Annotated in this window: 8 protein-coding genes and 1 pseudogene; 3 read left to right on the top strand and 6 right to left on the bottom strand. The window is 39.8% G+C overall.

What is annotated here, in order from left to right:
• The 4 genes from uxaC to AC0VZ4_RS22645 all read right to left on the bottom strand — a co-directional run bounded on the left by uxaC (window position 1) and on the right by AC0VZ4_RS22645 (window position 6,872).
• The gene (gene uxaC / locus AC0VZ4_RS22660) at window positions 1-1,446 is read right to left on the bottom strand and encodes a glucuronate isomerase (RefSeq protein ID WP_475441693.1); all 1,446 of its coding nucleotides are present in this window, start codon (window positions 1,444-1,446) and stop codon (window positions 1-3) included.
• Window positions 1,447-1,510: 64 nt separating this feature from the next.
• Window positions 1,511-2,140, bottom strand: coding sequence for a bifunctional 4-hydroxy-2-oxoglutarate aldolase/2-dehydro-3-deoxy-phosphogluconate aldolase (gene eda / locus AC0VZ4_RS22655; protein ID WP_475441692.1), 630 nt, complete (start codon window positions 2,138-2,140; stop codon window positions 1,511-1,513).
• A gap of 14 nt (window positions 2,141-2,154) precedes the next feature.
• The gene (locus AC0VZ4_RS22650) at window positions 2,155-3,624 is read right to left on the bottom strand and encodes a glycoside hydrolase family 28 protein (protein ID WP_475441691.1); all 1,470 of its coding nucleotides are present in this window, start codon (window positions 3,622-3,624) and stop codon (window positions 2,155-2,157) included.
• A gap of 218 nt (window positions 3,625-3,842) precedes the next feature.
• The gene (locus AC0VZ4_RS22645; RefSeq protein ID WP_033032005.1) at window positions 3,843-6,872 is read right to left on the bottom strand and encodes a TonB-dependent receptor; all 3,030 of its coding nucleotides are present in this window, start codon (window positions 6,870-6,872) and stop codon (window positions 3,843-3,845) included.
• A 564-nt stretch (window positions 6,873-7,436) separates the two neighbouring features.
• Here AC0VZ4_RS22645 and AC0VZ4_RS22640 point away from each other — a divergent pair.
• Window positions 7,437-8,207: a rhamnogalacturonan acetylesterase gene (locus AC0VZ4_RS22640; RefSeq protein ID WP_033032006.1), complete on the top strand. Its 771-nt coding sequence runs from the start codon at window positions 7,437-7,439 to the stop codon at window positions 8,205-8,207.
• A 64-nt stretch (window positions 8,208-8,271) separates the two neighbouring features.
• On the top strand, window positions 8,272-8,763 hold the full coding sequence (locus AC0VZ4_RS22635) for a DUF2798 domain-containing protein (protein ID WP_335680601.1): 492 nt from the start codon (window positions 8,272-8,274) through the stop codon (window positions 8,761-8,763).
• Between the two features lie 52 nt (window positions 8,764-8,815).
• Here AC0VZ4_RS22635 and AC0VZ4_RS22630 read toward each other — a convergent pair.
• Together AC0VZ4_RS22630 and AC0VZ4_RS22625 are read right to left on the bottom strand one after the other, a co-directional pair.
• Window positions 8,816-11,317: pseudogene (locus AC0VZ4_RS22630) on the bottom strand (excinuclease ABC subunit UvrA).
• Between the two features lie 415 nt (window positions 11,318-11,732).
• Entirely contained in the window at window positions 11,733-12,767 is a 1,035-nt protein-coding gene (locus tag AC0VZ4_RS22625) for an IS110 family RNA-guided transposase (protein ID WP_033031807.1), read from the bottom strand.
• A gap of 152 nt (window positions 12,768-12,919) precedes the next feature.
• On the opposite strand from AC0VZ4_RS22625, the gene AC0VZ4_RS22620 reads away from it, so the two are divergent.
• Window positions 12,920-13,894: a transposase gene (locus tag AC0VZ4_RS22620; protein ID WP_475441690.1), complete on the top strand. Its 975-nt coding sequence runs from the start codon at window positions 12,920-12,922 to the stop codon at window positions 13,892-13,894.
• Window positions 13,895-14,031: the final 137 nt, after the last annotated feature.

The raw sequence follows: 14,031 nt of genomic DNA, 5'->3' as shown, positions 1-14,031 counted from the left end.
CTAATCTAATTTATATGCTTTTTTAACTAACCCATAGGTTAATTGATAAGCTAACGTGTGAGCTGTTTCTTCATTAATTTGATGATTTGTTACCAACTCGGCTAAATATCGGCAATCTACTCTGCGTGCTACATCATGACGTGCAGGAATTGATAAAAATGCTCGCGTATCATCATTAAAGCCCACCGTGTTATAAAATCCAGCAGTTTCAGTTGCTTGCTGACGAAATCTTAACATACCTGCGGGGCTATCATGGAACCACCATGCTGGGCCTAGTTTTAAACTAGGGTAGTGGCCTGCGAGCGGCGCAAGTTCACGACTGTAAGTTGTTTCATCAAGGGTAAAAAGAATAATCTTTAGATTTGGGTTATTTCCGTATTTACTTAACAGCGGTTTAAGTGCATTAACATACTCGGTTTGACTTGGTATATCTGCGCCTTTATCTCGGCCAAATTGATTGAATATTGGTAAGTTATGATTTCGGTGTGCCCCCGGATGAATTTGCATCACTAGGCCATCTTTTATACTCATTCCAGCCAGTTCAGTTAGCATTTGGGCGCGAAAAAGCTCTTGTTCTTGTTCTGTTGCTTGACCGGTACGGCATTTTTCAAAAAGGGCTTCACATTCATTTAAACTTAAATCAGCAGTTAGTGCACTAGGGTGACCATGATCAGTTGCTGTTGCTCTGCCTTCTTGTTTAAAATAATCACGGCGAGTTTGAATTGCACTTAGATAACCTTGCCATGTAGCAGTATTTTGGTTGGTTAGTTCACCTAGTTTTTTTATATTTTCAATAAAGTCTTCTCGGCTTGCATCAACAACATCATCTGGTCTAAACGAGGTAATAACACGTTTTTCCATCGATGTACCAGTAATCGCTTTATGGTGCGCGAGTGTATCCAAAGCACCTTCAGTTGTTGCAATTAGTTCAATGTTGAATCTGTCCATCAGTGCTTGTGGCTTAAATGCTTCTGTTGCTAAGGCTGCCGTTATTTTTTCATAGTAGTCTTGTGCATTTACAGAGCAAAGTTTTTCTGTAAAGTTAAATACATCACTAAATACCGCATCTAACCAGTAACCACTGGGTGTGCCAGCAAATAGGTGATAATTGTCAGCAAAAATTTGCCACGCTTCTTTTGGATCCGCATTTCTCGAGCGTTCCATATCGCCTTCAAGGCCATGCTCGGGGATCCCTAGCGTGGTAAGATCAATACCTTGGCTGTACAGCATTCTAAATACATAGTGATCAGGTTTAATAAAGAGTTCAGTTGCGTTGCCAAAGTTCTTATTTTCGTTAAACCAACTTGGATCCGTATGCCCATGTGGGCTAATAATTGGTAAATCCTTTATTTTTTCATACAGTTGGCGTGCAATCTTAATAACGCTTGGATCACTTGAGAAAAGACGGTCCGGGTGTAATTTTAATTGTTCAATATTCTTCGTCATGGAAATTCCTGCATTCATTTCTTTTACCTATTTAGCCACCGGTGGCAAATTTTATAAACTTAAATTATTTAACTTCGAGTACGTGTGAACATGCCTGTGTAATAAGTTGCCATTGTTTATTTATCACCCATTGAGGATTGGCTACCCATGTACCGCCTACGGCAAAAACATTACTCAGAGCTAGATATTCTTGATAATTATCTTGATTTATTCCACCTGTTGGACAAAAGCGAACATCTTTAAATACGCTCGATACTGCTTTTAAAAAAGGCTGGCCTCCAGCAAGAGAAGCGGGGAATAATTTTTGTTCATTAAAACCAAACTCTGTTGCAAGTAATATGTCAGAAGTATTTGATACACCAGGTAAGCATGGTACTTCACAGCTAGAAAGCGCATCCAGTAATTTAGAAGAGACGGCAGGAGTAACAATATAATCAGCACCTGCGTTAAGTGCCTTATCCAAAATATGTGTACTCGTCACCGTTCCTGCACCAACAATAAGGTTTGGTATTGCGTGTTTTATAGCTTTTAAGGCATTAATCGATTGCTCTGTTCTTAATACAACTTCAACAAGATGAATCCCTGATTCGTACATTGCGTTTGCTATATCAATACCTTGTTGTTCATCATTAGCTTGAATGATTGGTAAAATAGGTTGTGATGCCATTAATGCGGAAAACGGTTTATTGCTCATTCATTTACTACCTTTTACTGGGTTATTTTAGCTAATGACATTGGTTGTTTGTTTAGTGTGACATTATCAATGGTAAAATTAGTCACATGGTTAACGATTGATTCATCACCGACTTGGTCAAAGTGGCTGTTTGTTAGCGTAATATCTTTAATTGGATCACGGGCAAAGCCATTAAGATAAAGAGCTTTACTGAGTACATTTTTACAATGTAAGTTGTCTATTTTTATATCGCGGACAATGGGATCAAATTGTCCCGCATCGCCTTCTTCATAGTAAAAGTTAATTACAATCGCATTTTTAACGGTACCAACTTCAATATTACGAATACGGATGTGTTCAATTAAACCACCTCGAACTGAGTTGGTTTTGATTCTAATAGCACGCTCTAAATGGGGGCTATCCATAGTACAATTTTGTACAAAAACATTATTCACACCGCCAGAAATTTCACTGCCTATTACGACGCCGCCATGACCTTCTTTCATATGGCAGTTTTCAATGACAATATTTTGTGAGGCTGTATTTACTCTGCGTCCATCAGCGTTTCTTCCTGATTTAATTGCAATGCAGTCATCTCCGGTATTAAATACACAATTTTTAATATGGACGTGATTACAGCTTTCAGGGTCGCAGCCATCAGAATTAGGTCCATGGCTTGAAAAAGTGACATCGCAAACCGTAACACTATTACAAAGTACAGGGTTTACTAGCCAAAATGGCGAGTTTTTAATTGTGATACCTTCAATAAGTACATTATTACAGCGATAAGGTTGTATAAAAGGAGGGCGTAAATAAGCGCCATCAGCATAAATGCGCTGCTCAACGGGGATATGTTGCTCAGCATCTCGCATTAACTTATCTCGAGCTGTTTTTTGCTCAATTATCTGGCCATTATTGTCAGTTAAAAGCTCCCAGTGAGCCTCTTTGTGCTTACCTTTCCATGGCCACCAGGTGGTATTATTTGCATTACCTTCAAGAATACCTTTGCCTGTTATAGCAATGTTTTCTTGTTCGAAAGCATAAATAAGTGGTGAGTAACCCATCATTTCCAGGCCTTCCCAGCGGGTAAATACAGCTGGAAGATAGTCCTCAGGGCTTGTACTAAAACTGAGTATAGCGCCTTCCTCTAGATGTAAATTAACATTAGAAAGTAGGTGAATTGCGCCTGTTATAAATTGACCTTGAGGAATAATTACCTGTCCCCCTCCTTGGGCGTTACAGGATTTGATTGCATTATTAATTGCGACAGTATTGTTAGTTTTATTATCGCCGTTAGCGCCAAAATCGATAATATTAAATGTTTTATCTGGGAACGAGGGGACTTTAATGGATGATTTAATCGCATCTGCCATTTTCCAGTCATCACTTCTTACAGGGCTGCTTAACATATCGACAAGGGGGGCTGATTTACATCCAACTAACGCTCCTCCAAGTAATGTACTAGATGCAACTGCCTTTATAAAAAATCTACGTGTATTATCCATGTATGTATCCTACAGTGTGGCACCTTATTTATTATTAGTAGTGCTGTTGGTACGCTTAACTAACACGATTAAATATTATTGAGTTAGTTATTATAAATTAACTTTATCAGCCATTGCCACCGGTGGCAATTTGTTTTTGTGATAATTAAAATCACTATAGCTTTTTGATATAAAATAACCGGTAACAAAGTTACCGGTTATTTTAGGTAAGATCATTGTTAGAATGATCCGCGCAAGCCTACTAAGAATTGACGACCAGAGGATAAGCTCTCATAAGGACGCTGGGTATAAATATCATTCCATTGTTCTTGTTTTTCGTCCGTTAAATTAACCGCTTCAAACGACACACTCATAGATTCGCTCAACTCATAGCGAGCAGAAAAGTTAAGTTTAGCTTTTGCATCATAACCACGTACAAAAGTAGATTCATCCTTATATTCATTTAGGTACTGTTTGTTATATCCACTGCGGTAGTTATAAGAAAAACGTGCCGACCAGCTTTCTTCTTCATAATAAAGTGTAATGTTGTACGAATTTTTAGACGTTTCTTCTTCTACCAAATTTAGCTCAGTACCATAAAAAGGGTCTTCAACATCGCGAGAATAATCAATGTAGGTATAGTTTGATTGCAGACCTAAATTATTAAATGGTGCAGGTAAAAATGTAAAAGGTTGCTGATAGATAAATTCAGCCCCCCACATACCCTCGGCATCCGTATTAACGAGTTGAGATACTTGCCAAGTTATAGTACTTGGATCCATATCACCAATATCAATCCCGAGTCGATCCAACTCATCTTGCGTTAATACCTCATCACTACTGTCCTTAGTTAAGCCAGTAATATCTTTATAAAATAATGAAGTTGCAATAAGCGACTCTTCTGCAAAATACCATTCTAGGCCTACATCATATTGTTTCGATTTGTAGGGTTGTAAAGAGGGCCCCGCGCCACGTTTAATTGATGCTGTAGGATCGTTTTCATCAGGGACATTAACACTAATCGATGAGCGTAAATCAGACAATTTAGGGCGAGTTATCGCATGTGAATAACTAAAGCGACCAACTAGATCTTCAGTGATATCGTAAGCAATATTTAACGATGGCAACCATTCGTCACCTTTACTTACTGATTCGCGCCAACTGTAGCCGTTATCAAAATTTGTACCGTCGCCGCGACCTGCTGTGTAACCATCTTTATAGATGTGGTCTAAATTAACGATGCGACTGGTATTTTTATTATCAACATAACGTAAACCTATATTACCGCGCAGTTCATTATCAAAAATGTCATGCCTAAAGTTAAGTTGAGCATACGCTGTTGTTACTTCTTCTTTAATATAATATGTGCGTTTATATTCTTCTTTTGCTTCGAAAAAATCACGACCTGAAAATGCAGCCATCATTGCATTGTAATCAGGCGTTAACCATGTGCCATCGTTTAGTGTTGATGTGGCAGGTACTGAAGCATCATTACCAAATTTGACACCTTGTTTATCTAACGTAGTTGAAAATAATAAGCCATTTATTTGTGAATTATCTAAATCCATAACGCGTGTTTCAGCACTTTTTCCACTGGTTTTATTTGTTTCTATATTAAGGTCTTTCCACGAAGATCGATAATCATGCTGCTCTGTTTCAAACGAACGTTGACCTACACCAAATTTAACTGTGTATTGGTCATTTATCTCGTAGCTAAAATCGATTTTAACTGTACTATTTTCACTCTCAATTGTTTGAGCGCGGTTACGTGTTAGAGCTGCAGCGTAGTTGTTACCATCTACCATTGAATTTTCTAAATCGGCACGTGTAAATGTGGCGCCAGGGGCTTGGCCAGCAGCAAATGCAAATGAAGGCATGGTCGAATTTAACTCACCACTGCCTATTGCTACTCCACCTGGATTATTTATTAACTCCAAAGGGTCAATATTACTATCGTAACTATAAGCAACAGTCGAACCTGCGCTATCGAGTGCAAATGTTCTAGAGTAAGGAACGTCTAAATCAGATTTACCCATACCAACTAAAAAGTTCATTTGGAGGCGATCGTTAATATACCAATCACCAGAAAAACTTATTTGGTCAAAGTCAGACTCAGCCTTATCTTGACGAGCTTCAGAGCGAATAATTGCATTAGAATAGGCTCCCGCTACAATTGTATTGTTATCATCTATATGAATGTTTTCTGGAACAATGTCTTTTTGGTCACGTAACAATACAGAGTATTGATATTCATCCATTGTTGTATCAAGGGCTGCATGTAATATGTCTAAATTCATAGACAGATTGTCGGTGGGAGCGTATTGAAAAGCAACCGTTGCACCTAAACGTTTTTGCTGCTTAGAAAAAATAGAATAGCGAGGGATACGCGGTAAATATAAGCCATCTAAATTATCATCAGTATAGTTGCCATTTTCTTGTAATAGTGTTTTAGGCGAAGCCGTTAAATAGTTAGTGCCGCCTTGCGTTACAGGTAAACCATCATCTTGGTATTTTGGGTTATTGACGGTCCAGCGCACACTTGATGATCCTTCGCTTTGTACTGTTCCATCGCTGTAAGCAACCGATGCTAACACTCCAAATTTGTTATCCCAGTTATTGCTCAGCATAAATGAAATACGAGGGGATACATCCTCAGAAATGTCGTTGTAGCGGGCGTTTACGTTGTAAGAACCTTTAAAACCATCATACTGAAATGGACGCGCCGTTTGTAAATTAACATTACCTGAAATACCGCCATCTTCCATTTCGGCAGAAACTGTTTTATCGACATCAATTTGAGTAAAAAGCTCAGATGCAAATACATTATAATCAAATGCACGAGAAGTATTTGAACCACCAGCAGCATCTGTTGCAGCACCAGCAGATGCTGATTCCATACCGTTAATAGTTGTTTTAACAAAGCGAGAACCTAAACCACGAATCGTGATTTGACGACCTTCGCCGGCATCTTCTTCAATTGAAATTCCGGGTACACGAGCAAGAGAGTCTGCTACATTTAAATCGGGGAATTTACCAATGTCTTCTGCAATAATGGTTTCGCGTGTGCCTACAGCTTCACGTTTTGCCATAAGAGCTGCGTTAATGCTACCGCGATAACCTTTAACTTGAATGATTTCTATGTCATCGCTGTCGTCACTGGCCTTTTGCTGTGATTGCTCAGCTGCAAAAGCATTGCTAGTAATTACGCCACCTAAAATAAGATAGGTCATGAGTGTGTTTAGTTTAAAGTTGTGTGTAATTGCTGCCATTGCGATCCCAGTTGTGTTTTATTGTTATAAATTACATGGCCGTGTCGGTGTTTTGCCATGTGTTTGCTATATTTAACATAAACGACTGAAAAATATATGTTTAAGTAATTTAATTTAAAATGCCAATGAATGAACGATATAAATTGCTACCGGTGGCACGCGATGAAACTATACCTAAAAATAGCGACTGTCAAATAATAAAAACAATAAAATTAATACTTGGTTCACATAATTTAACATTTAATTATCTGAAATAGACTAGGGTTTGTTTATCTTTCGAGGTTAAATTTGCAGCCGTTTAGACAAGGTGGATGCGGAAGCTTTGCTCGGTTTTTACTTAGCCCACTAGGTTGAAAACCGAGCAAAGTGATTTAATCGCCCCCTAAATTGAACAAATATCAATCCAAAAAGTTCAACACTCTCTAAACACAACTGAATAATATATTGACTATATATTATTTTATTTGCCACCGGTGGCAATTGTGTTATTTTTAATAAAAGCCTTTGAATTAAATCAGTCAATTAGCCAAGCGTTATAGCTTATTTCGTAAGCAGGAGATAATAATGATAAAAAAAATAGTAGGCTCAATACTAATATTGAGTAGTTTTTTTGCAATGAGTAAACAAGGTACAACACATATATATATGGCTGGGGATTCAACCATGTCTATTAAAGATGTTAAAGACTATCCTGAAACAGGGTGGGGTATGCCATTCAGCATTTTTTTTAATGAATCAGTTTCTGTGGTCAACTTAGCTAAAAATGGTCGCAGCACGCGTACATTCAAAACCGAAGGGCTATGGAAAAAAATAATAGATAATATTCAAGTTGGTGACTACGTGTTTATTCAGTTTGGCCACAATGATGAATCCAAGAAAAAAATAGATAGGTATACCTCACCTGAACAGTTTGCAGATAATCTTACTCATTTCATTAATGATATTAATGCTAAAAAAGCACATGCTATTTTACTCACTCCAATTACGCGTCGTTACTTTAACAAAATGGGTATTTTAAAAGAGACACACCCTATATACGCTGATAAAGTCCGTCAGGTTGCACAAGAAACAGGTGTTGATTTTATAGATATGGAAAAGGTAACCACGGCATATTTTCAATCTTTGGGTGATAAAGGTTCTGCACTTCGTTTTATGCACATTGGTGCAAATTTACACCCTAACTACCCATTTGGGGTAACAGATGATACGCATTTAAATCAGCTTGGTGCACGCGAAGTCGCACAATTGGTATTAACTCAACTAAAAATATTGAACCACCCATTGGTAAAAAAGCTACGTACTCCCGATCCAAAGCATTTAAAACTAAAAGGTTGATATTATCAATTAATTTGTTATAGTTGATTTTGTCATCTATTTAACGTTTAAGGCATGCCCAAAAATGAGTACACCCGTATCAGCAAATCCAGTAATGGTTGAGCCTAAAAAAACACCTATAATTTATAAAATACTGGTTATGGTAAGTATTATTACCTTAATTGGCGGTACTCTAACTGGCATTATGACTTATGTGAATGTGGGTGTTACAGAGCATTTTTATGCAGATTGGTTTACCTCATTTATAAGTGCAGTATTGGTTATGGCGCCTGTTGGTTTTGTAATGATGACCTTAATGCATAAGCTAGTTAATAAGTTATTGCCCAGTAGTAGCGAGCTAAAACGTAATTTAGTGATTAGTGTTTTTATGGCGCTGATCATGGAGTCGGTGATGGCGTTTGTTACCGCTACTAATAATATTGGCTATGCAGATATGCGTGTATTTGTAACTGGATGGGCTGAAGGATTATTAGCTGCATTACCAATAGGTTTAACTATAATGCTGATAATGTCGGTTACGGTAAAACCTAAAATAGAACGTTTTTTAAAAAGCTAATAACAAAAAAGAGCCATTGGCTCTTTTTTGTTATTTAGTGTTTACCTGCTCTCTAAATTGCGCCATTCAAAAAAGGTGCTGTTCGGCTTATTTTAGATTGAGCTACCTCTGTAGGTTTCCCTTGCGCTACAATTAAGCCGCCTTCTTCACTAGCACCTGGTCCTACATCAATTACCCAGTCACTATTGTGGGCTACTTGCATATCGTGTTCAACCATAATGACGGTGTTGCCAGCATCAACTAATTTATTTAACTGCGACATTAGCATTGATACATCCGATGGATGCAGGCCTGTGGTTGGCTCATCAAGAATATAAAGTGTGTTACCGCGCTGCGCACGTTGCAGCTCGGTTGCTAATTTAATACGCTGGGCTTCACCGCCAGAAAGCTCAGTGGCAGGTTGCCCTAAACGCAAATACCCAAGACCAACTTGCATAAGTGCATCGAGTGCTCGCAGTATTGCAGGTTCATTTTCAAAAAAGGTATGCGCCGCTTCAACCGTTAAATTGAGAATATCGCTGATGTTTTTATCACGATATGTAACCTCAAGTGTTTGCTCGTTATAACGTTTGCCATGACACACTTGGCAAGGTGAATAAACGCTTGGTAAAAACAGTAGCTCTATACTCACAAAGCCAACGCCTTCACAATTTTTACAGCGACCTTTAGCAACATTAAACGAAAAGCGACCGGCATCGTAACGGCGCTCTTTTGCTTTTTGGGTTGAGGCAAATAGTTTACGCACGTGATCAAATAAACCCGTATAGGTAGCTAAGTTTGAACGAGGGGTGCGGCCAATCGCTTTTTGATTTACGGTAATCAGGCGGCTTATATTATTTATACCTTCAATGATTTTTCCGCCGGTGTGTGTTTGCAGCTCTTGTTCGAGTAAGTCGGCTTCGTCGGTTGGCGCTTGGCTTACTAGGCTTGATTTACCAGAGCCCGAAACCCCAGTAACGGTTGTCATAACACCCAATGGAAATTCTGCATTGAGTTTTTTAAGGTTGTTACGCTCAATATCAGCCAATTTTAACCACGCACTAGGCTGCCTTTGCTCCTTTTTTTGCGCGCTGTTTTGAGTTGACTCTTGACTGGCGTTTTTAGCAAAAAGGTGGCGACCGGTGTGCGAATTTTTTATTTTTTTTAACCCTTCAACAGGGCCGCTGTAAATGATGTCGCCACCATGCACAGCTGCATCAGGGCCTACATCAACAATCCAATCGGCGTGTTTAACAACGCTAACGTCGTGTTCAACAACAAATACAGAATTGCCAGCCGCTATTAACTCGTCGAGCGCTTTTAGCAAAGCTTGAGTATCGGCAGGGTGTAAACCCGCTGATGGTTCATCTAACACGTAAACTACCCCAAATAATTTAGAGCGAATTTGTGTGGCAAGTCGCAATCGTTGTAGCTCTCTGGGTGAGAGCGTTGGCGTTGTCCGCTCTAGCGACAAGTATCCTAAACCAAGCATGGTTAGTGCTTCAATACGGGTGAGTATATCGCTGGCAATGCGCTGCGTAACAATGGCTTGCTCTGGATTTTTTGTATTTTTTGTATTTTTATGTACTTTGGTGTTGGCGGCATTACTTAATTTTTTAGCAAGTTCGTTTAATGTAAGTTGAGATAGCTCGCCAATATCAGGCTCTGCAAATTTAACACTTAACGATGCTTGTTTTAATTTTTTACCTTGGCAAGTAGGGTACTTCGATATTTGCATAAACTGCGATACGCGCTTTTTTGTACGCGGGCTTTGGGTAGTAGCAAAAGACTGTAAAACAAAGCGTTTAGCGCTTGAAAAAGTTCCCATGTAGCTTGGATCTTCGTTATTTTTTATCGCATTTTTGGTTTGCTCATAGGTGTAATCTGGGTATACCGGCACAGTAGGTGTTTCGTCGGTAAATAAAATCCAATCGCGTGCTTTTTTAGAAAGTTTGTTCCAAGGCGTGTCTATATCATAACCAAGGGAAGTAAGAATACGGCTTAGGTTTTTACCTTGCCATGCTGGTGGCCATGCTTGAATAGCACGCTGGCGAATAGTTTTTGTATCATCTGGCACAAGTAGCTTTTCGGTTACTTCAAACACTCGGCCTATTCCTGAGCATTCTGGGCACGCACCTTGTGGCGTATTCGGCGAAAACGCATCAGCATAAAGTATACCTTGGCCTTTTGGGTATTCACCTGCGCGTGAGTAAAGCATGCGTAGCGCGTTAGAAATAGTTGTTATGCTGCCAACGGATGAGCGAACCGACGGTGCGCCGCGTTGCTACTGCAAAGCAACGGCAGGCGGTAGCCCTTCAATAGAGTCAACATCGGGCTCATCAACTTGATCTATTAACCTACGAGCGTACGGCGATACCGAATCAAGATAACGGTGCTGCGACTCAGCAAACAGCGTTCCAAACGCAAGCGACGATTTTCCAGAGCCCGATATTCCTGTAAAAACAACCAATGCGTTACGAGGTAAATCAACGTCTACATTTTTTAAGTTGTGAACGCGCGCCCCTCTTACTTGCGAGGGAATAGAATAGACGAGGGCGAGGGAATAGACATATATGGACGCTCCCTTGAAGTCAAGACGAGCTAATGTATAAACATCAAAATTGATGCCTTTATTCTATTATCACGTATCTCATATCACAGTAATGATGCGTCACAAGCTTGCTGAAAAGCAAAGGTACTGACATATATTCGAGCTATGGTGTCATGGTTATCATGCGCCATGCTCCTAATGAGCTTCGTACCAAGGGACCTAAAAAATATTCACCCAAGCGAGATTAAATCTCGTGTCTTTATCTGGTTAACCTTGGTTAGCGTGCGCTTTTTATTTCATTATAAGTGAAGTACATACAGGATAAGTGTATGTTACGACTTAAGTGCCCAAACACCCACTCAGGTTTTAAAACCTATGTCATAACCAGGCTGTCTTAAGTCGTAAACTCGGGTGTGATTGGCGTGTAAAATACGCATAATTAAGCATCCTTCTGTGTATTTTGCACAAACTGAGGTGAGTAGAGAGTTTGCTTGGTCAGCAATATCCACATCAGTCGAGCCAATCTGTGTGCGGTGGCGACCACCACACAATTAAAGTGTTTTTTCTCGCGTAATTGATTTATCCACTGGCTTAGCGCATCTGTTTTATGGTGGCTTCTGGCGATAAGGGCGCGAGCACCGTGAATAAGTTGTTTTCGTAGGTAACTGTTGCCGCGCTTAGTAATACCAGACATTTTACTTTTATCGCCTGACGCATATTGTTTAGGTGTTAATCCTAGCCACACCCCGAGTTCTTTTGCGCTCTTAAATGCCTGACCGTTCCCGATTGATGCTGCATAAGCAGAGGCATTGAGTACACCCACGCCAGGAATGGAGTGAAGTATTTTAGCGTTTGTATCCCGTTCAACGTGTGCAGTAAGCATCGCTTCAATAGCTTTAATGCGTTTAACAAGGGTTTTGTACTCAGTGTAAATATCACTCACCATAATGCGCAGCTGAGGGCGAAGCTCAGAATCACTTTCTAACGCAATTATCCCTTGCTGAAACGCCTTAATACCGACAGGAAATACATACCCAAAATCGACCAATAAACCGCGTAATTGGTTGGTTGCAGCAATCCTGTTTTGCAGAAGTCGCTCACGTATCTTATGGAGCATGAGTATTTCTTGCTGAGCTTCGGTTTTAATAGGAACGAATTTAATATTAGGGCGTAAGCTTGCTTCATAGATAGCAAGGGCATCGTTACTATCATTTTTATTGCCGCGAACAAAGGGGGTAACGTGTTGTGCAGGAATAAGGTCAACGGTATGACCGTAAGACGTAAATACTCTCCCCCAGTAGTGGGAAGAATAACAGGCTTCCATCACCACGCGACACGGTGGGGCATTTGCCATGAAGGCGTTGAGTTTAGGTCTGTTTAAGCGTTTATTGCATTCTCTTTTGTGATGATGATTAAAGCCAGCGACTTGGAATACATTTTTTGCCAAATCAATTGATAATGTGCTAATTTTCATGATGGACGTTCCCTTTAACTGAGTGTGAGTTAACCAGTTTGGCGCATTGACGCCGTTTAGGGGATCGTCCATCTCATCACCCACTCTAATTTTTGCAGTTTGGCGAACTAAGTACTAGGCTTTCATCAGTGTGAAAACAAGCAGGGTGTCTTATGGCAATCGCAAGAAAGCGTCAAGTAAGTTTGGTTGATACAAAGTACTACCACTGTATATCACGTTGCGTACGCCGTGCATTTTTATGTGGTGAAGACCACTTTACTGGTCAATCTTACGAACACCGCAGAGGGTGGGTTGAAGACAAACTGCTAGAGTTAGCCAAGATATTTTGTATTGACGTCTGTGCTTATGCTGTTATGAGTAACCACACCCATTTAGTCCTGTATGTTGATGATAAAAAAGCGAATCGGCTGAATGACAAAGCAATTGTTATTCGCTGGCATAAACTTTGTAAAGGCACTGTACTCACGCAAAAATACATACAAGGTGAAAAGCTAAGTAAAGCCGAACTTATCTTTTTCAATCAAACAGTAAACGACTACCGCGAGCGCCTATCCAGTATTAGCTGGTTTATGCGATTACTAAATGAAGATATTGCCCGCAGAGCGAACAAAGAAGATAACTGCACAGGTAGGTTTTGGGAGGGACGTTTTACGTCCCAAGCACTTCTGGATGAAGCGGCACTTGCTGCTTGTATGGCGTATGTCGATTTAAACCCAATTAGAGCCAAAATGGCTAACACCCCAGAGGAGTCAGACCATACCAGCATCAAACAGCGTTTAACGTATGCAAAGGATGGCAAGCAACCAAAACAACTACTGCGCTTTGCAGGCATGCCACGTCAAATTATGCCAAAAGGGCTGCCGTTTAAGCTTAAATCGTACCTTGAACTTGTTGAGTTAACTGGACGTTGTATACGAGAAGACAAACGAGGTTATATTGAAAGTTCGCACCTACCCTTACTCGAAAGAGTGAATATATCCCCCGAAAACTGGTTAAAACTCACCACACAATTTACGCGTGTATTTCATGGTGCAGTAGGCAGGCCAAGTTCACAAGCAAGTTACTGTGAAAATTTAAACAGAAAGCGACGGGCGAATATCAGTAACTGCGAAAAGCTACTTGCATAAAGCTTAAGCTACTCAGTAAAACTATTCAGTAATAAATCACAACTGCACCATGCAGCCATTTTTATGCGTGTGATTTAGGTTTAATAGAGTTAATGACTTATTTAATAGGTGAAATGAAAGTAATCCAGTAGGAAAGG

This window comes from Pseudoalteromonas sp. QJM3NY_22, from assembly GCF_056173065.1.
This window is presented reverse-complemented; position numbering and strand designations above follow the sequence as displayed.

What these genes read in the sequence shown, in the direction of transcription:
- uxaC (WP_475441693.1), bottom strand. Translation starts at nt 1,446, where the DNA reads ATGACGAAGAATATTGAACAATTAAAATTACACCCGGACCGTCTTTTC.
- eda (WP_475441692.1), bottom strand. Translation starts at nt 2,140, where the DNA reads ATGAGCAATAAACCGTTTTCCGCATTAATGGCATCACAACCTATTTTA.
- AC0VZ4_RS22650 (WP_475441691.1), bottom strand. Translation starts at nt 3,624, where the DNA reads ATGGATAATACACGTAGATTTTTTATAAAGGCAGTTGCATCTAGTACA.
- AC0VZ4_RS22645 (WP_033032005.1), bottom strand. Translation starts at nt 6,872, where the DNA reads ATGGCAGCAATTACACACAACTTTAAACTAAACACACTCATGACCTAT.
- AC0VZ4_RS22640 (WP_033032006.1), top strand. Translation starts at nt 7,437, where the DNA reads ATGATAAAAAAAATAGTAGGCTCAATACTAATATTGAGTAGTTTTTTT.
- AC0VZ4_RS22635 (WP_335680601.1), top strand. Translation starts at nt 8,272, where the DNA reads ATGAGTACACCCGTATCAGCAAATCCAGTAATGGTTGAGCCTAAAAAA.
- AC0VZ4_RS22625 (WP_033031807.1), bottom strand. Translation starts at nt 12,767, where the DNA reads ATGAAAATTAGCACATTATCAATTGATTTGGCAAAAAATGTATTCCAA.
- AC0VZ4_RS22620 (WP_475441690.1), top strand. Translation starts at nt 12,920, where the DNA reads ATGGCAATCGCAAGAAAGCGTCAAGTAAGTTTGGTTGATACAAAGTAC.